The 20,431-nt window shown below is 36.6% G+C and carries 37 protein-coding genes; all 37 read left to right on the top strand.

Going from position 1 to position 20,431, the window contains the following annotated elements; genetic code table 11:
- Nucleotides 1-350: EF-Tu C-terminal domain-related protein (locus tag T335_RS0111320; protein WP_026477657.1), on the top strand; the 350-nt coding region annotated here is incomplete at its 5' end.
- A gap of 464 nt (nucleotides 351-814) precedes the next feature.
- Nucleotides 815-1,135 (top strand): 30S ribosomal protein S10, encoded by a 321-nt coding sequence (gene rpsJ / locus T335_RS0111315; protein WP_026477656.1) that lies wholly within the window; start codon nucleotides 815-817, stop codon nucleotides 1,133-1,135.
- Between the two features lie 104 nt (nucleotides 1,136-1,239).
- Nucleotides 1,240-1,872 carry a 50S ribosomal protein L3 gene (rplC, locus tag T335_RS0111310; protein WP_026477655.1) on the top strand — a complete coding sequence of 211 codons (633 nt, stop codon included), beginning with the start codon at nucleotides 1,240-1,242 and terminating at the stop codon, nucleotides 1,870-1,872.
- A 26-nt stretch (nucleotides 1,873-1,898) separates the two neighbouring features.
- The gene (gene rplD / locus T335_RS0111305; RefSeq protein WP_026477654.1) at nucleotides 1,899-2,522 is read left to right on the top strand and encodes a 50S ribosomal protein L4; all 624 of its coding nucleotides are present in this window, start codon (nucleotides 1,899-1,901) and stop codon (nucleotides 2,520-2,522) included.
- Nucleotides 2,519-2,809, top strand: a complete 291-nt coding sequence (gene rplW, locus T335_RS0111300) for a 50S ribosomal protein L23 (protein WP_026477653.1) — start codon at nucleotides 2,519-2,521, stop codon at nucleotides 2,807-2,809. The genes rplD and rplW overlap by 4 nt, the downstream gene beginning before the upstream one ends.
- A 34-nt stretch (nucleotides 2,810-2,843) precedes the next feature.
- Nucleotides 2,844-3,674 (top strand): 50S ribosomal protein L2, encoded by an 831-nt coding sequence (gene rplB, locus T335_RS0111295; protein WP_026477652.1) that lies wholly within the window; start codon nucleotides 2,844-2,846, stop codon nucleotides 3,672-3,674.
- A gap of 50 nt (nucleotides 3,675-3,724) precedes the next feature.
- The gene (gene rpsS / locus T335_RS0111290; protein WP_026477651.1) at nucleotides 3,725-4,006 is read left to right on the top strand and encodes a 30S ribosomal protein S19; all 282 of its coding nucleotides are present in this window, start codon (nucleotides 3,725-3,727) and stop codon (nucleotides 4,004-4,006) included.
- 32 nt (nucleotides 4,007-4,038) lie between these two features.
- Entirely contained in the window at nucleotides 4,039-4,371 is a 333-nt protein-coding gene (gene rplV / locus T335_RS0111285; protein WP_026477650.1) for a 50S ribosomal protein L22, read from the top strand.
- An 18-nt stretch (nucleotides 4,372-4,389) separates the two neighbouring features.
- On the top strand, nucleotides 4,390-5,106 hold the full coding sequence (gene rpsC, locus T335_RS0111280) for a 30S ribosomal protein S3 (RefSeq protein ID WP_026477649.1): 717 nt from the start codon (nucleotides 4,390-4,392) through the stop codon (nucleotides 5,104-5,106).
- Nucleotides 5,107-5,137: 31 nt separating this feature from the next.
- The gene (gene rplP / locus T335_RS0111275; RefSeq protein ID WP_026477648.1) at nucleotides 5,138-5,581 is read left to right on the top strand and encodes a 50S ribosomal protein L16; all 444 of its coding nucleotides are present in this window, start codon (nucleotides 5,138-5,140) and stop codon (nucleotides 5,579-5,581) included.
- A complete protein-coding gene (rpmC, locus tag T335_RS0111270; protein ID WP_026477647.1) occupies nucleotides 5,571-5,774 on the top strand; it encodes a 50S ribosomal protein L29 in 204 nt (67 codons plus the stop codon). The genes rplP and rpmC overlap by 11 nt, the downstream gene beginning before the upstream one ends.
- A 35-nt stretch (nucleotides 5,775-5,809) precedes the next feature.
- Complete coding sequence (gene rpsQ / locus T335_RS0111265) at nucleotides 5,810-6,064, top strand: 30S ribosomal protein S17 (RefSeq protein ID WP_026477646.1); 255 nt, start codon at nucleotides 5,810-5,812, stop codon at nucleotides 6,062-6,064.
- Nucleotides 6,065-6,090: 26 nt separating this feature from the next.
- Entirely contained in the window at nucleotides 6,091-6,459 is a 369-nt protein-coding gene (gene rplN, locus T335_RS0111260) for a 50S ribosomal protein L14 (protein ID WP_026477645.1), read from the top strand.
- An 18-nt stretch (nucleotides 6,460-6,477) separates the two neighbouring features.
- Nucleotides 6,478-6,786, top strand: coding sequence for a 50S ribosomal protein L24 (rplX, locus tag T335_RS0111255; RefSeq protein ID WP_026477644.1), 309 nt, complete (start codon nucleotides 6,478-6,480; stop codon nucleotides 6,784-6,786).
- A gap of 33 nt (nucleotides 6,787-6,819) precedes the next feature.
- Nucleotides 6,820-7,359 carry a 50S ribosomal protein L5 gene (gene rplE, locus T335_RS0111250; protein ID WP_026477643.1) on the top strand — a complete coding sequence of 180 codons (540 nt, stop codon included), beginning with the start codon at nucleotides 6,820-6,822 and terminating at the stop codon, nucleotides 7,357-7,359.
- A 17-nt stretch (nucleotides 7,360-7,376) separates the two neighbouring features.
- A complete protein-coding gene (locus T335_RS0111245) occupies nucleotides 7,377-7,562 on the top strand; it encodes a type Z 30S ribosomal protein S14 (protein WP_026477642.1) in 186 nt (61 codons plus the stop codon).
- Between the two features lie 21 nt (nucleotides 7,563-7,583).
- The gene (gene rpsH / locus T335_RS0111240) at nucleotides 7,584-7,982 is read left to right on the top strand and encodes a 30S ribosomal protein S8 (RefSeq protein WP_026477641.1); all 399 of its coding nucleotides are present in this window, start codon (nucleotides 7,584-7,586) and stop codon (nucleotides 7,980-7,982) included.
- Between the two features lie 29 nt (nucleotides 7,983-8,011).
- Complete coding sequence (gene rplF / locus T335_RS0111235; protein WP_026477640.1) at nucleotides 8,012-8,551, top strand: 50S ribosomal protein L6; 540 nt, start codon at nucleotides 8,012-8,014, stop codon at nucleotides 8,549-8,551.
- A 20-nt stretch (nucleotides 8,552-8,571) separates the two neighbouring features.
- Complete coding sequence (gene rplR, locus T335_RS0111230) at nucleotides 8,572-8,940, top strand: 50S ribosomal protein L18 (RefSeq protein WP_026477639.1); 369 nt, start codon at nucleotides 8,572-8,574, stop codon at nucleotides 8,938-8,940.
- 18 nt (nucleotides 8,941-8,958) lie between these two features.
- Nucleotides 8,959-9,468: a 30S ribosomal protein S5 gene (gene rpsE / locus T335_RS0111225; protein ID WP_034328309.1), complete on the top strand. Its 510-nt coding sequence runs from the start codon at nucleotides 8,959-8,961 to the stop codon at nucleotides 9,466-9,468.
- Between the two features lie 12 nt (nucleotides 9,469-9,480).
- Nucleotides 9,481-9,663 carry a 50S ribosomal protein L30 gene (gene rpmD, locus T335_RS0111220; protein WP_026477637.1) on the top strand — a complete coding sequence of 61 codons (183 nt, stop codon included), beginning with the start codon at nucleotides 9,481-9,483 and terminating at the stop codon, nucleotides 9,661-9,663.
- Nucleotides 9,664-9,685: 22 nt separating this feature from the next.
- Nucleotides 9,686-10,129, top strand: a complete 444-nt coding sequence (gene rplO / locus T335_RS0111215; protein WP_026477636.1) for a 50S ribosomal protein L15 — start codon at nucleotides 9,686-9,688, stop codon at nucleotides 10,127-10,129.
- Between the two features lies 1 nt (nucleotide 10,130).
- Nucleotides 10,131-11,411: a preprotein translocase subunit SecY gene (gene secY, locus T335_RS0111210; RefSeq protein ID WP_026477635.1), complete on the top strand. Its 1,281-nt coding sequence runs from the start codon at nucleotides 10,131-10,133 to the stop codon at nucleotides 11,409-11,411.
- A gap of 58 nt (nucleotides 11,412-11,469) precedes the next feature.
- Complete coding sequence (locus tag T335_RS0111205; RefSeq protein ID WP_026477634.1) at nucleotides 11,470-12,120, top strand: adenylate kinase; 651 nt, start codon at nucleotides 11,470-11,472, stop codon at nucleotides 12,118-12,120.
- Nucleotides 12,120-12,866 (top strand): type I methionyl aminopeptidase, encoded by a 747-nt coding sequence (gene map, locus T335_RS0111200; protein WP_026477633.1) that lies wholly within the window; start codon nucleotides 12,120-12,122, stop codon nucleotides 12,864-12,866. Before T335_RS0111205 ends, map begins: the two co-directional genes overlap by 1 nt.
- An 18-nt stretch (nucleotides 12,867-12,884) precedes the next feature.
- Nucleotides 12,885-13,169 carry a KOW domain-containing RNA-binding protein gene (locus T335_RS0111195; protein WP_026477632.1) on the top strand — a complete coding sequence of 95 codons (285 nt, stop codon included), beginning with the start codon at nucleotides 12,885-12,887 and terminating at the stop codon, nucleotides 13,167-13,169.
- 21 nt (nucleotides 13,170-13,190) lie between these two features.
- Nucleotides 13,191-13,409, top strand: coding sequence for a translation initiation factor IF-1 (gene infA, locus T335_RS0111190; RefSeq protein ID WP_026477631.1), 219 nt, complete (start codon nucleotides 13,191-13,193; stop codon nucleotides 13,407-13,409).
- A 16-nt stretch (nucleotides 13,410-13,425) separates the two neighbouring features.
- Nucleotides 13,426-13,539 carry a 50S ribosomal protein L36 gene (rpmJ, locus tag T335_RS0111185; protein ID WP_026477630.1) on the top strand — a complete coding sequence of 38 codons (114 nt, stop codon included), beginning with the start codon at nucleotides 13,426-13,428 and terminating at the stop codon, nucleotides 13,537-13,539.
- 197 nt (nucleotides 13,540-13,736) lie between these two features.
- Nucleotides 13,737-14,105, top strand: coding sequence for a 30S ribosomal protein S13 (gene rpsM / locus T335_RS0111180; RefSeq protein ID WP_026477629.1), 369 nt, complete (start codon nucleotides 13,737-13,739; stop codon nucleotides 14,103-14,105).
- A gap of 22 nt (nucleotides 14,106-14,127) precedes the next feature.
- Entirely contained in the window at nucleotides 14,128-14,526 is a 399-nt protein-coding gene (gene rpsK, locus T335_RS0111175) for a 30S ribosomal protein S11 (RefSeq protein ID WP_026477628.1), read from the top strand.
- A 22-nt stretch (nucleotides 14,527-14,548) separates the two neighbouring features.
- Nucleotides 14,549-15,172 carry a 30S ribosomal protein S4 gene (gene rpsD, locus T335_RS0111170; RefSeq protein WP_026477627.1) on the top strand — a complete coding sequence of 208 codons (624 nt, stop codon included), beginning with the start codon at nucleotides 14,549-14,551 and terminating at the stop codon, nucleotides 15,170-15,172.
- 63 nt (nucleotides 15,173-15,235) lie between these two features.
- Nucleotides 15,236-16,183 carry a DNA-directed RNA polymerase subunit alpha gene (locus T335_RS0111165; RefSeq protein WP_026477626.1) on the top strand — a complete coding sequence of 316 codons (948 nt, stop codon included), beginning with the start codon at nucleotides 15,236-15,238 and terminating at the stop codon, nucleotides 16,181-16,183.
- 26 nt (nucleotides 16,184-16,209) lie between these two features.
- The gene (gene rplQ / locus T335_RS0111160; RefSeq protein WP_026477625.1) at nucleotides 16,210-16,551 is read left to right on the top strand and encodes a 50S ribosomal protein L17; all 342 of its coding nucleotides are present in this window, start codon (nucleotides 16,210-16,212) and stop codon (nucleotides 16,549-16,551) included.
- A 594-nt stretch (nucleotides 16,552-17,145) separates the two neighbouring features.
- A complete protein-coding gene (locus T335_RS0111155; protein ID WP_026477624.1) occupies nucleotides 17,146-17,982 on the top strand; it encodes an energy-coupling factor transporter ATPase in 837 nt (278 codons plus the stop codon).
- Complete coding sequence (locus tag T335_RS0111150; protein WP_026477623.1) at nucleotides 17,967-18,830, top strand: energy-coupling factor transporter ATPase; 864 nt, start codon at nucleotides 17,967-17,969, stop codon at nucleotides 18,828-18,830. The genes T335_RS0111155 and T335_RS0111150 overlap by 16 nt, the downstream gene beginning before the upstream one ends.
- Nucleotides 18,823-19,623 carry an energy-coupling factor transporter transmembrane component T family protein gene (locus tag T335_RS0111145; protein WP_026477622.1) on the top strand — a complete coding sequence of 267 codons (801 nt, stop codon included), beginning with the start codon at nucleotides 18,823-18,825 and terminating at the stop codon, nucleotides 19,621-19,623. Before T335_RS0111150 ends, T335_RS0111145 begins: the two co-directional genes overlap by 8 nt.
- A 61-nt stretch (nucleotides 19,624-19,684) precedes the next feature.
- The gene (gene truA, locus T335_RS0111140) at nucleotides 19,685-20,431 is read left to right on the top strand and encodes a tRNA pseudouridine(38-40) synthase TruA (protein ID WP_026477621.1); all 747 of its coding nucleotides are present in this window, start codon (nucleotides 19,685-19,687) and stop codon (nucleotides 20,429-20,431) included.

The raw sequence follows: 20,431 nt of genomic DNA, 5'->3' as shown, positions 1-20,431 counted from the left end.
TAAGAGGAATCCAAAGACAAGAAATCGAAAGAGGACAAGTATTAGCTAAGCCAGGTACAATCAATCCTCATACAAAGTTTAAGGCAGAGGTATACGTATTAAAGAAAGAAGAAGGTGGAAGACATACTCCTTTCTTTGATGGATATAGACCACAGTTCTACTTCAGAACAACAGACGTAACAGGAAGCATCAAGTTACCAGACGGAGTAGAAATGGTAATGCCAGGAGACAACATTACAATGGAAATCGAATTAATCGCTCCAATCGCAACAGAAGAGGGATTAAGATTCGCTATCCGTGAAGGTGGAAGAACAGTAGGAGCAGGAGTAGTAGCTTCTATCATCGAGTAATCTAATAGATGTAACCTACAAGGCAATTAATTAGAAGAAGAGTTTACTCTTCTTCTAATTTTGCCATATAAACCTTAAAATTTATGATTAACTTTCAAGAAAATTGTGAATCCTTAGGGGAGGGACACTACTTATTGAGAAGAAATGATAAAAAAAACTTCCAGAATAAGTAAAGTCATAAAAAAATAAAAAAAAGCCTGTCAAAACTTGAAAATAGGCTTGATATTTTGCTGTATATGTTATAAAATATACTAGTTAGTGTATGAAAGGACTGCGATGAAGCGGAAGGTTGCTCTTTAGGAAATTTTCGCTGAGAAATGTCTTGATCAATGAATCGGGCGACAAGACTACTTATACATCGGGCAGAAAATATTTTAAAAAAATATCGACACACCCGGAAAAGTGTATATTGGTCTAGGTCGTACGTAAAAGAAATCACGTGCGATGCAAAGGAGGGGAATACTATGGCAACAGCCAAGAGTAAGCAAAAAATCAGAATTAGGTTAAAGGCGTATGATCACAAAGTACTTGATCAATCAGCTGAGAAAATTGTTGAGACTGCTAAAAGAAGCGGTGCAGAGGTTTCTGGTCCAGTACCACTACCTACTGAAAAACAAATCATTACAATTTTAAGAGCGGTTCACAAGTACAAAGACTCTAGAGAGCAGTTCGAAATGAGAACTCACAAGAGATTGATCGACATCTTAAACCCAACACCAAAAACTGTAGACTCATTAATGAGACTAGACTTACCAGCAGGTGTTGATATTGAAATTAAGTTATAGGCATAGGGCCTAACGCTAAGATAAAGTGATGGTTTCGATTCATCCTGTCTTAGTATGATTATACGGATCGTGTAATCCGCTGTAAGATTATAGGAGGTGTAAATATGAAAGGTTTTGTCGGAAGAAAAATTGGAATGACTCAAATCTTTGATGAAAACGGGATTGTTGTTCCAGTAACAGTAATAGAAGTTGAACCTAACATTGTAACACAGGTTAAAACGACTGAAACTGATGGATACAATGCAATACAAATTGGTTATGGTTCAATTAAAGAAAAGAACGTAACTAAGCCTTTAAAAGGACATTTTGCAAAGGCTGGAGTAGTTATTAAGAGAAACTTACAAGAGTTTAGATTAGAAAACGCTTCAGAATTTACAGTAGGTCAAGAAGTTAAGGCAGATCTTTTCCAAGTTGGAGACAAGGTAGATGTTACCGGTACTTCAAAAGGTAAAGGATTCCAAGGGGTTATTAAAAGACACGGACAAAGAAGTGGTCCTTCTGCCCATGGTTCTAGATACCACAGAAGACCAGGTTCAATGGGAGCTGCTACATCACCAGGTAGAGTATTTAAAGGTAAGAAGTTACCAGGACAAACTGGAAACGTTCAAATAACAATTCAAAATCTTGAAGTTGTTAAGGTAGACGTTGAAAGAAATGCTCTATTAGTTAAAGGGGCAGTACCTGGACCAAAGCGTGGATTATTAACTATTAAAGAAACAATTAAAACTGGAAAATAATCTAACTAGAGAAAGGAGGATATAGCATGCCTAAGGTAGCTGTTTTAAACGTTTCAGGACAACAAGTCAGTGAAATGGAATTAAGTGATAATGTTTTCGGAGTAGAAGTAAACCAACACGTACTTTATGAGGTTGTAAAAAACCAATTAGCAAATAAAAGACAAGGTACTCAATCTGCTTTAACTCGTTCAGAAGTAAGAGGTGGAGGAAGAAAGCCTTGGAGACAAAAAGGAACTGGTAGAGCAAGAGCTGGTACGATCCGTTCTCCACTATGGTCAGGCGGGGGAGTAATCTTCGCACCGAAGCCAAGAGACTACAGATATACATTACCTAAGAAGGTAAGAAGATTAGCGATGAAATCTGCTTTAACATCTAAAGTAAACGCTAATGAATTAATCGTTTTAGATGAGTTACAATTAAACGCTCCTAAAACAAAAGATATGGTAAATATTCTTAAAAACCTTAACGTTGAGAAAAAAGCCTTAATCGTTATGGCAGAAAAGAATGAAGCAGTAATCAAATCAGCAAATAACATTCCTGGAGTAGAGACTGCCCTTGTAAATACTTTAAATGTGTATGACATCTTAAAGTTTGACAAGTTCATCATTACGAAGGATGCTGTTGAAAAAGTGGAGGAGGTGTACGCATAATGAATCCACATGATATCATTATTAAACCTGTTGTAAGTGAGCAAAGTATGACTCAAATGGCTGAAAAGAAGTACACTTTTGTTGTAAGCAAAAGAGCCAACAAAACTGAAATCAAAAAGGCCGTTGAGAAAGTATTCGGAGTTAAAGTTGACAAAGTGAATACAATCAATATGATTGGTAAATATAAGCGAATGGGTGCTAATGTTGGTAAGAGAGCGGACTGGAAGAAAGCTATCGTAAAATTAACACCAGACAGCAAAGAAATAGAATTCTTTGATGGCATGTAGCCCATAGCCTGGAAATAAGAAGGAGGGAATTTAAATGGGTATTAAAAAGTTTAATCCTACTTCACCAGGGATAAGATCAATGACTGTTTCTACATTTGATGAAATCACTAAGGTAGAACCAGAAAGATCCTTGTTAGAAACTCTAACAAAATCTGGTGGTAGAAATGCGCATGGAAAAATTACCGTTCGTCATCGTGGTGGCGGAAATAAAAGAAAATATAGAATTATCGACTTCAAAAGAAATAAAGATGGTATTGATGCAAAGGTAGCTTCAATCGAGTACGATCCAAACCGTACTGCTAATATTGCATTATTACACTATGTAGATGGTGAGAAAAGATATATCATCGCTCCAAATGGATTAAAGGTTGGAGATAAAGTTCAATCTGGTCCTGAAGCAGATATTAAACCAGGAAACGCTTTACAATTAAAAGATATTCCTGTTGGTACAGTAGTACACAATATCGAAATGAAGCCTGGTAAAGGTGGACAAATTGCAAGAGCGGCTGGTAATGCAGCACAATTGATGGCTAAAGAAGGAAAAAATGCATTATTAAGATTACCTTCTGGCGAAATTAGATACATTAGTATCGAATGTAAAGCAACGATTGGTCAAGTTGGAAACTTAGAGCACGAAAACATTACAATCGGTAAAGCTGGTAGAAAAAGAAATATGGGTATTAGACCTACAGTAAGAGGTTCTGCAATGAATCCTAACGACCATCCACACGGTGGAGGGGAAGGTAGAACGTCAATCGGTAGACCGTCTCCAGTTACTCCTTGGGGTAAACCTGCTCTTGGTTACAAAACTCGTAACAAGAAAAAGGCTTCCAACAAGCAAATCGTTTCTAGAAGAAAGAAATAATTTCAGAGTAGATAGAGGAATCGTATAATATTCTGAAGGGAGGAAATATAATGAGTAGATCAGTGAAGAAGGGGCCTTTTATTCATGCTGGATTATACAAAAAAATCGAAGAAATGAATAAAAATGGTGAGAAAAAGGTAATCAAGACTTGGTCAAGAGCCTCCACTATTTTCCCAAATATGATCGGTCACACAGTTGCTGTACATGACGGAAGAAAGCATGTACCTGTGTATGTAACAGAAGACATGGTTGGACATAAGTTAGGGGAGTTCGCTCCAACAAGAACTTATAGAGGCCATGATGATAATGATAAAACGACTAAAAGAAGATAATATAGTTTTCATTATGAAAGGAGGTTGTCATTGTGGAAGCAAGAGCAATCGCTAGGTATGTACGAATTGCACCTAGAAAGGCGCAACAAGTAGTTGATATTGTAAGAGGTAAGCAGGTAGATGAAGCTTTAGCTATCTTAAAGTTTACGCCAAAGGCTTCAGCACCGATCGTATATAAAGTTATCCAATCAGCAGTAGCAAACGCTGAGAACAACCACAACATGGATCGTGAAAGACTTTTCGTTTCTGAAATCTTTGCTAACCAAGGGCCAACAATGAAGCGTTTTAGACCAAGAGCAATGGGTAGAGCAACGACTATCAGAAAGAGAACAAGTCACATCGGAGTAGTTTTAAAAGAAAAATAGGATCAAGGAGGGAAAAGAATGGGTCAAAAGGTTAATCCTCATGGATTGAGAGTCGGAGTAATCAAGGACTGGGATACAAAATGGTTCGCCAACAAGAAAGACTTTTCAGGTTTCTTATTGGAAGATCATAAGATCCGTCAATACGTAAAAAAGAAGCTTTTCTTATCCGGAGTATCAAAAACTGAGATTGAGAGAGCTGCTAACAATAGAGTAAAAGTAAATGTACACACTGCTAAACCAGGAATGGTTATTGGTAAGGGTGGTCAAGGTGTAGAAGATTTAAGAAAAGACCTTGAAAAAATTGCAAAAGGTAAGCAAGTACTAGTAAATGTTGTAGAAGTTAAAAGACCAGACTTAGATGCTCAATTAGTTGCTGAAAACATTGCATTTTCATTAGAAAGAAGGGTTTCCTTCAGAAGAGCAATGAAGCAAGCGATGCAAAGAGCAATCAGAGCAGGTGCTAAAGGTATTAAGGTTTCAACTTCTGGTAGACTTGGTGGAGCAGAGATGGCTCGTACTGAAGGATACAACGAAGGAAATGTACCGCTACACACATTAAGAGCAGATATAGATTACGGATTCCATGAAGCAGATACAACTTACGGAAAACTTGGAGTTAAAGTTTGGATCTATAAAGGAGAAGTTTTACCTACTAAAGGTAGAGCAAAAGTTGAAGAAACGGTAGAAGCTCCTAAAGCAGACGCTAAAAGGGGAAGAAAAAGAGAAGCGAAATAGCTTTCAGCCTTATAGGAAGGAGGAATAGTGCATGTTAATGCCTAAAAGAGTAAAACGTCGTAGAGTTCATAGAGGCAAAATGGCGGGTCAAGCCCTAAAAGGAAACAAAGTTTCTTACGGTGAATATGGAATCATGGCTTTAGAGCCAGCTTGGATTACATCAAACCAAATAGAAGCTGCCCGTATCGCCATGACTAGATCAATCAAAAGAGGGGGTAAAGTTTGGATTAAAATTTTCCCTCATAAGCCAGTAACTAAGAAACCTGCTGAAACTCGTATGGGTGCCGGTAAAGGTTCACCAGAATTCTGGGTTGCGGTTGTAAAACCAGGAAGAGTTATGTTCGAACTAGCAGGAGTATCAGAAGAGAAGGCAAGAGAAGCAATGAGACTTGCTATTCATAAATTACCAATCAAGTGTAAGTTTGTTACACGACAAGAATTAGAAGCAAAGGGTGGTGAAGCTGATGAAAGCTAATTCTTTAAGAGACATGACAGATGTTGAATTAGATCAAAAATTAATCGATTTAAAAGGCGAATTATTTAATTTGCGCTTCCAGTTAGCAACAGGCCAGCTTGAAAACCCTTTAAGAATTCGTAGTGTCCGTAGAGACATTGCTAAGATCAAAACAATCGTTCGTGAGAGAGAGATTAAGCAGGTTAAGGCATAAATCAAATTGTTGGGTAAGAAAGGAGGCCAATTTTCATGGAAAGAGGGCTTAGAAAGACCAGAATCGGTCGTGTAGTAAGTGACAAGATGGATAAGACAATTGTTGTTCTTGTAGAAGACTTTGTACGTCATCCATTATACGGAAAAGCCGTTAAAAGAACAATTAAATTTAAGGCTCATGATGAAATGAATGAGTGTCAAATCGGAGATCGTGTTAAGATTATGGAAACAAGACCATTATCTAAAGATAAGAGATGGAGACTTGTTAAAATCGTTGAAAAGGCAAAATAGGCTTAAAAGCGAAGGGAGGTTTCACTATGATTCAACAAGAGTCACGTCTTAAAGTTGCTGACAACTCTGGAGCAAAGGAATTATTATGTATCCGTGTACTTGGTGGTACAAAGAGAAGATACGCAAGAGTAGGAGATATCATCGTTTGTTCTGTTAAGAGCGCAACACCAGGCGGAGTTGTAAAGAAAGGTCAAGTAGTTAAGGCTGTTGTAGTAAGAACAGCTTCAGATATTAGACGTAAAGACGGTTCATATATCAAGTTTGATGAAAATGCTGCGGTAATCATAAAAGACGACAAGCAACCGGTAGGAACTCGTATATTTGGTCCGGTTACAAGAGAACTAAGAGATAGAGATTTTATGAAAATCGTTTCATTAGCTCCAGAAGTATTATAATCAAGGAGGTGTCATGAAATGCATGTTAAGAAAGGTGATACAGTAGTAGTTATTTCCGGAAAAGACAAAGGAAAAAAAGGTAAAGTTCTTCAAGCTATGCCTAAAGATAGCCGAGTGATCGTAGAAGGCGTTAACTTAATCACTAAACACCAAAAACCTAACCAACAAATGCAACAGGGCGGAATTATAAATAGAGAAGCACCGATCCATGTATCAAATGTTATGTTATTTGACAAGAAGGCTGGTCAAGGCGTTCGTGTTGGATTTAAGGTTTTAAACAACGGTGAAAAAGTAAGAATCAGTAGAAAGACTGGAGAAGAGATATAGATAAAGCCTGTATGAAGGGAGGTACATTTCAGCATGACTAGATTGAAAGAAAAGTATAACAACGAAGTTGCAAAAGCTATGATGGAAAAGTTCGGATACTCTAATATTATGGAAATTCCTAGGTTAGAAAAGATTGTAATCAACGTAGGTGTTGGTGAAGCTAAGGATAATTCTAAAACTTTAGAAGTAGCTGTTAAGGAATTAGAAATGATTACTGGACAAAAACCAGTTACTACTAGAGCTAAGAAATCTGTTTCTAACTTTAAAATCCGTGAAGGTATGCCAATTGGTGCTAAAGTTACACTAAGAGGAGAAAAAATGTTCTATTTTGCTGATAAGCTTATGAACATTGCACTTCCAAGGGTAAGAGACTTTAGAGGAGTAAGCGTTAACTCTTTTGATGGAAGAGGAAACTATGCTTTAGGTCTAAAGGAACAATTAATTTTCCCTGAAATAGAGTACGATAAAGTTGATAAAGTTCGTGGAATGGATATTGTTTTTGTAACAACAGCAAAAACAGACGAAGAGTGCCGAGAACTATTGAGATTAATGGGAATGCCTTTTGTAAAGTAAGGTAAGGAGGGAAAATAGTGGCGAAAAAATCTCTGATTGTTAAACAAGCGAGAAAGCAAAAGTATAAAACTAGAGAATACACAAGATGTAACATCTGTGGAAGACCACATTCGGTTTTAAGAAAGTTCGGTATATGCCGTATTTGTTTTAGAGAATTAGCTTATAAAGGCCAAATACCTGGGGTTAAAAAAGCCAGCTGGTAAATTGGGGAGGAGGTAAAGAATATGACAATGACAGATCCAATTGCAGATATGCTGACCCGTGTTCGAAATGCTAATGCAGTGAAACATGAAACTGTTGATGTTCCTGCTTCAAACCTTAAGAGAGAAATTGCTAACATCCTTTTAAATGAAGGATTTATCAAAGGGTTTGATGTCATTGAAGATGGTAAACAAGGTATCTTAAGAGTACAATTAAAGTACGGAAAAAATAAAGAGAAGGTTTTAACTGGTATTAAGAGAATTTCTAAACCAGGACTTAGAGTATATGCGAAGAAGGATGAGATTCCAAGAGTATTAGGTGGTTTAGGAATTGCAATTATCTCTACTTCAAAAGGTATTGTAACTGATAAAGTTGCAAGAAAAGAAGGCGTTGGTGGAGAAGTAATTGCATACATCTGGTAGTAGCAATTAACTTATAAGGAGGTGCAAGTATGTCAAGAATCGGTAATAAGCCAATTGAATTACCACAAGGTGTTGAAATAAATGTAGACAGTAATAACTTAGTTACTGTTAAAGGACCATTAGGAACATTAAGTGAACAAATTAGCAGAGATATTCAGATTCAGCAAGAAGGTAACGTATTAAACGTTATCAGACCTACTGACAACAAGAAGCATAAGTCCCTACACGGCTTATCAAGAACACTTGTAGCTAACATGGTTCATGGAGTTACTAAAGGATATGAAAAGAAATTAGAATTAGTAGGTGTTGGATACCGTGCAAACAAGCAAGGTAACAAGCTTGTATTAAGCTTAGGGTATTCACATCCTGTTGAAATGATAGATCCAGAAGGCCTTACAATCGAAGTTCCTTCTCAAACTGAGATTCTTGTAAAGGGAATCAACAAGCAACAAGTAGGAAACTACGCTGCTAAAATCAGAGAGAAGAGAAAGCCTGAGCCATACAAGGGTAAAGGGGTTAAATATGCTGGTGAGTACATCAGACGTAAAGAAGGTAAGACAGGTAAGTAATCTGAAAGGAGTGATACTAGGTGTTTAAAAAGGTAAACAAAAACCTTACAAGGAAAAAAAGACACACAAGAGTCCGTGGTAAAGTCTTTGGTACTCCTGCACGTCCAAGATTAAACGTGTATCGTAGTTTAACTAATATCTACGCACAAATCATAGATGATGTTGCTGGTAATACTCTAGTAGCTGCTTCAAGCTTAGACCAAGAAATCAAGTCTAAGATAGAAGCTACTGGTAACCAAGAAGCAGCAAAATTAGTTGGAGAATTAGTTGCTAAGAGAGCTTTAGAAAAAGGAATTGAAACAGTTACCTTTGACCGTGGTGGATACATCTATCACGGAAGAGTTAAAGCTTTAGCTGAAGGTGCAAGAGAAGCTGGACTTAAGTTTTAATAAGAAGGAGGGAAATAGATGCAACGTAATAAGTTGATAGATGCGAGCCAACTTGATATTAAAGAACAAGTTATAGATATAAGACGTGTTACTAAAGTTGTTAAAGGTGGTAGAAACTTTAGATTTGCAGCATTGGTTGTTGTTGGTGACGAGAACGGCCATGTTGGAGTTGGAACAGGAAAAGCAATGGAAATTCCAGATGCAATCAGAAAAGGAATCCAAGATGCTAAGAAAAACCTTATTCATGTACCAATTGTTGGAACAACAATTCCTCATGAAGCACTTGGTCATTTCGGAGCAGGTAACGTATTAATCATGCCTGCTAGAGAGGGTACTGGTATCATCGCTGGTGGTCCTGTTCGTGCCGTTTTAGAATTAGCTGGTCTTAAGGACGTAAGAGCTAAATCTTTAGGTACAAACAACTCAAGAAATATGGTAAATGCAACTATGGATGGATTAAAGCAATTGAAGCGAGCTGAAGAAGTTGCGAAACTAAGAGGTAAGTCCGTAGAAGAACTCTTAGGTTAGGAGGGAAATTCCATGGCAAAAGCGATTAATATAAAATTAACTAGAAGTGTTATCGGTTCTTTACCAAAGCAAAGAAAAACAATCGAAGCTTTAGGTTTAAAGAAGATCGGTCAAATGGTTGAGAAACCAGACAATCCTCAAACTAGAGGTATGATTGATGTAGTAAAACATATGGTTGAAGTGACTGAAATCTAATGGAAACAAAGGAGGTGTAGACATGAAGTTACATGAACTTAGACCTGCCAAAGGTGCCGTAAGAGGCACTAAAAGAAAAGGTAGAGGTACTGGTAGTGGACTTGGTAAAACTGCTGGTAGAGGTCATAACGGTCAAAATGCTCGTAGCGGCGGTGGCGTTAGAGTAGGATTCGAAGGGGGACAAATGCCTCTTGTTAGAAGAATCCCTAAAAGAGGTTTCACTAACGTATTTAAGAAGCAATACAATGTAATTAATGTTGAAGATTTAAATAGATTCGAAAATGGTACTGAAATTACAGCTGAATTCTTAAAAGCTGAAGGCTTCATTAAGAAAATTGAAAAACACGGTATCAAAATTTTGGGTGATGGTAACTTAGAAAAGAGCTTAACAATTAAAGCTCACAAATTTACCAAAGCAGCTGTAGAGAAAATTGAAGCTGCTGGAGGAAAGGTAGAGGTGATATAAGGTGATATCAACCTTAAGAAATGCTTGGAAAATTCCGGACTTAAGAAGCAAAATCGTCTATACTTTTATGATGTTAGTTATATTTCGTTTAGGATCTGTAATCCCAGTACCAGGAATTAATATTGATTACGTTAGAGCTATCGTATCTCAAGCTGGTTTACTTGGATTCTTTGACCTGTTCTCAGGTGGAGCCTTTGGAAATATGACGATCTTTGCCCTAAGTATCACACCATATATTACTGCATCCATTATTATGCAACTTCTTACTATCGCTATTCCAAGTCTTGAAGAAATGGCTAAGGAAGGCGAAGAAGGAAGAAAGAAAATTGCCCAGTATACTAGATATGCTACGGTTGTACTGGCATTAATTCAAGCTGCAGGTATCAGTATCGGTTTATTTGGTAGTGCCTTAATCAGTAGAGATCCCTTCAGTGTAACTGTTGTGGTTCTTACATTAACGGCTGGTACAGCCTTCTTAATGTGGTTAGGAGAGCAAATAACTGAAAAAGGAATAGGTAACGGCATTTCGCTATTAATCTTTGCTGGAATTGTTTCTAGAGTACCCTTTAGTATTAAAGAAATTTGGTTCCAATTACAGCAAGGAACTTTATCACCAATATCCCTAATTGTATTTTTAGCATTATCTGTAGTAATTATTGCAGCAGTTGTTGCCATTCAAGAAGGTACTCGTAAGATACCTGTACAGTATGCGAAAAGAGTAGTAGGAAGAAAAATGTATGGTGGACAAAGTTCCCATATTCCATTAAAGGTGAATCAATCAGGTGTAATTCCTGTAATCTTTGCTATGTCTTTACTATCTTTCCCACAGACGATTTCACTTTTCTTTGGTCAAGATAGCGGATTTGCAAACTGGGTTGCAACTTGGTTGAATCCAAATAGTATCAATATCTGGGGAGTAGTAATCTACTCACTGTTAAGTGCAGTACTAATTATTTTCTTCACATATTTCTATACTGCGATTACTTTCAATCCAGTAGAAATTTCTACAAACATGAAGAAGCATGGTGGATTCATTCCTGGAATTAGACCAGGTAAACCAACAACAGATTACCTTAATAAAGTTTTAAATAGAATTACTTTAGCAGGTGCTGTATTCTTAGCAACAATTGCTCTATTACCGACAATCTTAATGAGAATTACTGGAATGCAAATCGCCTTTGGTGGAACAGCATTATTGATCGTAGTTGGGGTTGCTTTAGAGACAATGAAGCAAGTAGAAGCACAAATGTTAATGAGACACTATCAAGGTTTCTTAAAGTAGAAAGGACTCATGGGGTTAAACCCCATGAACCTAAACTTTTATGCCGGGAGATGGTACGATGAGACTAATACTACTTGGCCCTCCTGGGGCAGGTAAAGGAACACAGGCAACAACAATTGCTACAGAGTTCAATATTCCTCATATTTCAACGGGAGACATTTTCCGTTACAATATAAAAGAAGGTACTGAACTTGGTAAAAAAGCAAAATCTTTCATGGATCAAGGACTATTGGTTCCGGATGAGTTAGTAGTGGAAATAGTAGAGGATCGGTTGAAAAAAGAGGACTGCGAAAATGGGTTCCTGCTAGATGGGTTTCCTAGAACAGTACCTCAAGCTGAAGCCCTTGATGAAGTAATGGATAAAATGAATGTTGCTCTTAACAAAGTAATCAATATCCAAGTGGATAAGGAAATACTTGTAGAAAGAGCAGTAGGTAGAAGAATTTGCAAAGGGTGCGGAGCTACCTACCATATAAAGTTTAATCCTTCATCAACTATTGATCAGTGTGATAAGTGTGGAGGAAGCTTGTATCAAAGAGATGACGATAATGAAGCAACGGTGACTAGAAGAATAGATGTATATCTTAACGAAACGATGCCGTTGATAGAATACTATGAAAAAAGAGGAAAGTTAACTGCCATAGATGGTCAACAACATATCGATAAGGTTGCAGAAGATATTATCAGTATGTTAAGGAGCGGCAAGTAATGATCTATCTCAAGTCTCCACAGGAAATAAAAATCATGCAAGAAGCTGGAAAAATAGTTGCTGAGACACATGAAATTTTAATGGAAGCAATTAGACCGGGGATTACAACAAAGCAGTTGGATGAAATGGCTGAGGCACATATTCGTAAGAGAGGCGCCTTACCCGCCTTCAAAGGTTATGGAGGTTTCCCCGCCAGTATTTGCACCTCAATTAATCACGAAGTTGTCCATGGTATACCTGGATTAAAAGTCTTAGAAGATGGCGATATTATAAGTATTGACATCGGAGCCCTACATCAAGGATATTATGGAGATGCAGCAAAAACCCATGGAGTGGGTAAAATTGACCAAGAAGCTCAACGTTTGATAGATGTGACGAGAGAAAGCTTTTATGAAGGCATAAAATATGCAAAAGAAAATAATCGACTTTCTGATATATCCCATGCTATTCAAAGTTATGTTGAAGATCGTGGTTTTTCAGTAGTAAGGAACTTTGTAGGTCATGGCATTGGAACAAAAATGCATGAAGATCCACAAATTCCAAACTATGGCCCTCCAGGGAAAGGTCCTAGATTAAAAGCTGGTATGGTTTTAGCAATTGAACCAATGATCAATGTAGGGACTTTTGAGGTGAAAGTATTAGCTGACGGATGGACAGTTGTGACTCTTGACGGTAAATATTCCGCACATTATGAACATACGGTGGCAATTACAATGGATGAACCGATGATTTTAACAAAGGGTTAAAGAAAAAGAGGTGACAACATGGAAGGTAATCATTTAAGTATTGGACAGGTGGTAAAGGCTACTAAGGGTAGAGATCAAGATAGAGTATTTATTGTTGTAGGGAAAATTGACGATGAATATGTTCTGATCTCTGATGGTGACTTAAGAAGAATTGAGAAACCTAAGAAAAAGAAGACAAAACACCTGGCAAAGTTTAATATTATTTCCCATGACGTAAAAGACCGTATAATAAACCAGAAGAAAATGAATAATGCTTTTATCAGAAGAGAGCTTGAAAGATTGGGAGTTAAGTCCCTGGATTAAGATAGGAGGTTTGATTGCCAAATGTCAAAGCAGGATGTTATTGAGGTAGAAGGTACGATCAAAGAAGCACTACCCAATGCAATGTTTATTGTACAGCTTGAAAATGGGCATGAGATCTTAGCACACATATCAGGCAAATTGAGGATGAATTTTATTAGAATTTTACCAGGAGACACAGTAACGGTGGAACTATCCCCTTATGATTTGACTCGTGGAAGAATTACTTGGAGAAAGAAGTAGCTGAGGAGGGATTTTAATGAAAGTAAGACCATCAGTAAAACCTATTTGTGAAAAATGCAAAATCATCAAAAGAGATGGTAGAGTAATGGTGATTTGTGAGAATCCTAAACACAAGCAAAAACAAGGTTAAATTATGAATTTAATCTAGAATTTTCTTTGATTTAGTGATATAATACAATATTGTGGTAATTAGTTTATTGGGAGCGGCTGCGTCAGTATTGTACTGACCCCCAAGGGCTAAATATATATAAATTGTTTTTAAATTAGATGACTAGTAAAGTGTATGATATTGTTATGTAGATAATGATTTAGGAGGTGTAATCTGTAATGGCTAGAATAGCTGGGGTAGACTTACCAAGAGACAAAAGAGCAGAAATCGGTTTAACTTATATCTATGGTATAGGTAGAAAGACTTCTAATGATATATTAGCTAATGCTGGTATTAATCCAAATACAAGAATTAAAGACTTAACAGAAGAAGAAATTAATTCTTTAAGAAAAGAAATCGACACATATCCAGTTGAGGGGGATCTAAGAAGAGAGATCGCTCTTAATATTAAGAGACTAAGAGAAATCAGATGTTATAGAGGTATTAGACATAGTAAAGGGTTGCCTGTAAGAGGACAAAAGACTAAGACTAATGCTCGTACTCGTAAGGGTCCAAGAAAAACAGTATCTCGTAAGAAGAAGAAATAATAGATAAGGAGGGATTAGCGGCATGGCAAAAGTTGCAAAGAAGAAAACCGTTCGTAGAAGAAAAGAACGTAAAAACGTTGAACGTGGGCAAGCTCATATTCAATCAACTTTCAATAACTCAATTATTACATTAACAGATATGCAAGGAAATACCCTTGCTTGGTCTAGTGCAGGTCAGCTAGGATTTAAAGGTTCAAGAAAATCCACTCCTTTCGCCGCTCAAATGGCTGCTGAAGCTGCTGCTAAAGTTGCTATGGAGCACGGATTAAGAACTGTTGAATGTTATGTTAAGGGTCCAGGAGCAGGAAGAGAGGCTGCAATTCGTGCATTACAGGCAGCGGGTCTTGAAGTAAATTTAATCAAGGACGTTACTCCAATTCCTCATAACGGTTGTAGACCACCAAAACGCAGAAGAGTATAGTTAAGATTAGGAGGTGTAATAAATGGCTAGATATACAGATGCAGTATGTAGATTATGTCGCCGTGAGGGAATGAAGTTATACCTTAAGGGCGAGCGTTGTTATACAGATAAATGTGCAATCAATAAGAGAAATGTACCACCAGGACAGCACGGACAAAGCAGAAAGAAACTTTCAAACTACGGAATCCAATTAAGAGAAAAGCAAAAAGCTAAAAGATTCTACGGAGTTTTAGAAGGTCAATTCAGAAAATACTTTGAAATGGCTGATAAGCAAGCGGGAATCACAGGGGATAACCTATTAAGAATTTGTGAGTCTCGTTTAGACAATGTAGTTTACAGATTAGGATTAGGTACTTCTAGAGCAGAAGCTAGACAATTAGTTGTACACGGACACTTTACAGTAAATGGACAAAAGGTTGATATCCCTTCATATTTATGTAAAGCGGGAGATGTTATTACAGTTAGAGATAAGTCTAAGAGTTCTGAGAAGTTTAAGGCAATTGCTGAAGGCTTCAATGGATCAGTACCAACTTGGTTAACAGTTGATATGGAAAAGTTAGAGGGAAAAATTGTTTCATTACCTTCAAGAGAAGATATAGACCTACCAATTGCTGAGAATCTAATCGTAGAGTTATATTCTAGATAATATTAATTAGAATCAGTTACCCTCAAGATAATAGTAAATAGACTTAAAGGAGGGTTTAAAATCATGATTGAAATGGAAAAACCTAAAGTGGAAATAGTTGAGGTCAGCGAAGATAATACCTATGGAAAATTTGTTGTTGAGCCCCTTGAAAGAGGATATGGAACAACACTTGGTAATTCATTAAGAAGAATTATGTTATCTTCCTTACCAGGGGCTGCTGTTACTTCCATTAAAGTTGATGGAGTAATGCATGAGTTTTCCACAATCCCAGGTGTAAAAGAAGATGTTACAGAGATTATTCTCAACATGAAGGGATTGTCAGTTAAACTTCATGGAAATGAGCCTAAGACCATACGCATTGAAGCAGAGGGAGAAGGTCCTGTTACAGCAGGAGATATTATAGCTGATGCAGATGTAGAAATACTAAGTCCAGATATGCACATTGCTACTTTGGACTCTGGCGCTAAGCTAAACATGGAAATCAACATAGCTAATGGAAGAGGTTATATTTCTGCAGAAAATAACAAACATGCTGGTATGCCAATTGGTGTAATCCCAGTAGATTCCATATTCACACCAGTTAGAAAAGTAAGCTACTCTGTAGAAAATACAAGGGTAGGTCAGGTAACCGATTATGACAAATTAGTTATAGAAGTTTACACCGACGGTAGTATTAAGCCTGATGAATCAGTTTCTTTGGCAGCAAAAATCATGAATGAGCATCTAAACCTGTTCATTACATTAACTGAACATGTAAATGATGTAGAAATCATGGTTCAAAAAGAAGAAGATAAGAAGGAAAAAGTTTTAGAGATGACCATCGAAGAGCTTGACCTTTCTGTTCGTTCTTACAACTGTCTAAAGCGTGCAGGTATTAATACTGTAGAAGAACTTACTTTAAAGTCAGAAGATGACATGATGAAGGTAAGAAATCTAGGGAAAAAATCGCTAGAGGAAGTTCAGAAGAAGCTAGAGGAATTAGGCTTAGGCTTAAGACCAAGCGATGATTAACAAGTAAGAAGTAAGGAGGGATCAACGTGGCTCAGTATCGTAAACTAGGACGTGAATCTGCCCATAGAAATTTGATGCTAAGAAACCTAGTAACAAGTTTACTAAAAAATGGTAGAATCCAAACAACAGAGGCAAGAGCAAAAGAAACAAGAAGACTAGCTGAAAAGATGATTACCCTCGGTAAAAGAGGAGATCTACACGCTAGAAGACAAGTTTTATCTTTTGTTACAGAAGAAACTGTAGTTAAAAACTTATTTGAAGAAATAGCGCCTAAATACCAAGATAAGAATGGTGGATATACAAGAATCATGAAGCTTGGACCAAGAAGAGGCGACGCAGCAGAAGCAGTAATACTTGAATTAGTTTAAGATAGATGGGAGGGATTAAGTGAATAGCTTAGTCCCTGTTTTTTGTAATGCATAGGAAATTATGAACTGAATAATAGTTTATATCAGACATAATTTCTGACATGTATTTCAAGCAAGTCTACTTATAATCATTTGAAAGAAGACTAGGTTTTAACGAATAGTGAAGTTTTACTTTAAATAATAATTTAATATAAAAGAACTTTACTATGAGTTTCAGGGAAGCCATCCTTTAAATCTTTCAAGATAAGACTTGGTTCTACTATATAGAAATTTATGATAAAAAATTGTATATTAGGGTATCCTCTTTATAATTATAAAAACATCTCTTTATAATTATAAAAACATCCTTTACAATAGAATTTTCAATAGAATTATTATCTAATAAAAATTATAATTTGCAGTCTTTCTATAGGGGAAAACTATAGTCATAGATTCAAAAATAAGATATAATGGTTATGTTAAAATGATTGCTGAAGATTTAACAAGAACTATCTAATGTAGAAATAGTAAATAATATTAAATAATAGTAAATAATAGTAAACAATAGTATTTATATTCACTACCATTTTCATAAGTGTAAAGAAGGGATTAAAAATGGGACAAATGATAACAACCAATAACTTGATGTACCATTATAAAAATAATGAAAAAGAAGTGTTGGCTCTAAAGGATGTCTCTCTTCATGTTAAAGAAGGGGAATTTGTAGTAATTATTGGCCACAATGGTTCGGGGAAGTCAACCTTTGCTAAGCACTTGAATGCACTTCTAATGCCTTCATCTGGTGATGTTATAGTAAAAGGTCTAAATACAAAGGATGAAAACAAAGTTTGGGAAGTTAGGCAGATTGCAGGTATGGTTTTTCAAAACCCTGATAACCAAATTGTTGCAACAATTGTAGAAGAAGACGTTGCCTTTGGACCAGAGAACCTTGGTATTCCATCAGAAGAAATTGTTAGGAGAGTAGAAGAAGCATTAAAAAGTGTAGATATGCTTGATTTTCGGCATAAAGCTCCCCATTTACTATCAGGTGGACAAAAACAACGGATCGCTATAGCAGGGGTTATTGCCATGAGACCCGACTGCTTAATTCTAGATGAACCTACGGCAATGTTAGACCCGTCAGGAAGAAGAGAAGTAATTAATACAATTAAACGTCTAAATAAAGAAGAGAATATTACTGTTATTCATATCACTCATTTTATGGAGGAAGCAGTAGATGCTGACCGAGTTATTGTTATGGAAGATGGAGAGGTCATATTAGAAGGAACACCTGGTGAAGTATTCTCACAGGTTGATAAGTTAAAATCTTTAGGCTTAGATGTTCCTCAGGTTACAGACCTAGCAAATCTACTAATTAAAGAAGGAATAGATATTCCAAGTGATATATTAACTGTAGATGAGATGGTGATGAAACTATGTCAATTAAAATAGAAAACTTAACCCATATCTATAATCCAAAAAGTCCATTTGAATCAAAGGCATTGGATAATGTAAACCTGCATATTGAAGCAGGTGAGTTTATTGGTTTAATAGGTCACACTGGCTCGGGAAAATCTACATTGACTCAGCACTTAAATGGTTTACTAAAGCCAACTTCAGGTAAAATCTTCATTAATGATATGGACATAACCGATAAAACTGTAAAAATGTCTGAAATACGTAAAAAAGTTGGACTTGTTTTTCAGTATCCAGAACATCAACTTTTTGAAGAAACCGTATTTAAAGATATTTCCTATGGACCAACAAACTTAGGCTTAAGCGAGGAAGAAGTTTTAGCTCGAGTTAAAGAATCAATGAAACTAGTTAAACTTTCATTTGATGACTTAAAAGACCGCTCACCCTTTGAGTTAAGTGGCGGTCAAAGAAGAAGAGTAGCCATTGCAGGTGTACTAGCAATGAATCCAGAAGTACTGATTCTTGATGAACCCACTGCTGGTTTGGACCCTAAGGGTAGAGATGATATATTAGAACAAATTAAACACCTTCATAATCAAATGGGGAATACAGTTATTCTAGTATCCCATAGTATGGAGGATATAGCTAAGCTTGTTGACCGAATTATTGTAATGGATAAAGGCTCAGTTGCCCTTTCTGGTACGGCTGCTGAAGTATTTAAACATGTTGAGAAGCTGGAGTCTATTGGCCTTGGAATACCTCAAATTTCCTATTTAATGAAGCGTTTAAAAGAAGTAGACCCAGATTTTAAAGACGAGATATTCACAGTAGAAGAAGCAAAGGAAGAAATCATTAAGTGGATAAGGAGAAGGAAAAATGCTTAAGGATATAACAATTGGACAACATTATCCAACAGGATCTCTAATTCATAAACTTGATGCCAGAACAAAAATTATTGGTACCTTTGCTATTATTGTTTCTTTATTTATAGGGGTTAATGCCCCCTCTTACGGCTTAGTAGCTCTATTTATCTTCTTATGTGTTCATATCTCTAAAATACCTAAAAAGTTTATTGTAAAGGGAATTAAACCCCTAAGAATTATTATCATATTAACTTTTTTAATTAATATTTTTATGACCCAAGGTGAAGTGTTGTACAATCTAGGGCCATTGGTAATTACTAGGGAAGGGGTTCGTCAAGGGGTATTTATGGCAATTAGGTTAGCCCTATTAGTTATGGGGACATCCCTATTGACTTTAACCACATCTCCTATTGCTTTAACTGATGGAATTGAGAATTTACTAAAACCATTTAAAAAGATTGGGGTTCCAGCCCATGAATTAGCTATGATGATGACGATTGCCCTACGTTTTATACCAACTCTATTAGAAGAGACCGATAAAATTATGAAGGCACAAATGGCAAGGGGCGCTGACTTTGAAAGTGGTAACATAATAAGTCGTGCAAAGGGTTTAGTACCCTTAATGGTACCCCTCTTTATAAGCGCTTTTCGTCGGGCAGATGAGTTGGCAATGGCAATGGAGGCTAGATGCTATCGTGGTGGAGACAATCGTACCCGAATGAAGCAAGCAAGAATGTTAAAAATAGACTATCTAAGTCTATTGGCAATAGCATTATTATTAGCAGTTTTAGTTTTATTGAGAATGTTGGCTTAAATTTTACTACTTTGGTAAGACTATGAAAGTAGCACTTAGGCACTAGAATAGGAATGATCTTATGCGAAACATTATGATCAAAATCGAATACGATGGGACCAATTTTAATGGATGGCAAATTCAACCCAATGGTAGAACTGTTCAAGAAGAAATCATGAAGGTATTAGCCAAATTAACAGGTAATAGAGTTGAAGTGAATGGATCGGGTAGAACCGATGCAAAGGTCCACGCAAGGGGACAGGTTGCTAACTTTAGAATAGAATCTAATATACCCACCCAACGTATTTCCTTGGCAATGAATAGTCTGCTCCCTTTTGATATTAGCATTAAAGAGGCCCATGAAATGCCTGAAGACTTCCATGCTCGATATAGTGCAATAGGAAAGCGTTATGCTTATCAAATTTATAGAGGGAGACATAGAAGTCCTTTAGTAAGAAACTATGCTTACCACCTTAATTATGACCTCGATATGGATATAATACGATGGGGAACAAATAGATTAATTGGTACCCATGACTTTAAAGGGTTTATGGCCAGCGGAAGTAGTGTTGAAAACACAGTAAGATCCATCTATTCAATTGACATTAATGAAGTGAATGACAGTTTATGGTTTACCTTTGAAGGTAATGGTTTCTTGTATAATATGGTTAGAATTTTGGTAGGAACTTTAGTAGATTTAGGAGCATCAAAGAAGCAGAAGGATGATCTCCTTAAGGCATTAGAAACTGGAGACCGGAAATATGCAGGTCATACAGCACCACCCCAAGGATTATATTTAGATAATGTAATTTACCCCTTGACACACTAG

Origin of the sequence: Alkaliphilus transvaalensis ATCC 700919, from assembly GCF_000621485.1 — a bacterium.
Lineage (GTDB): Bacteria > Bacillota > Clostridia > Peptostreptococcales > Natronincolaceae > Alkaliphilus > Alkaliphilus transvaalensis.
This window is presented reverse-complemented; position numbering and strand designations above follow the sequence as displayed.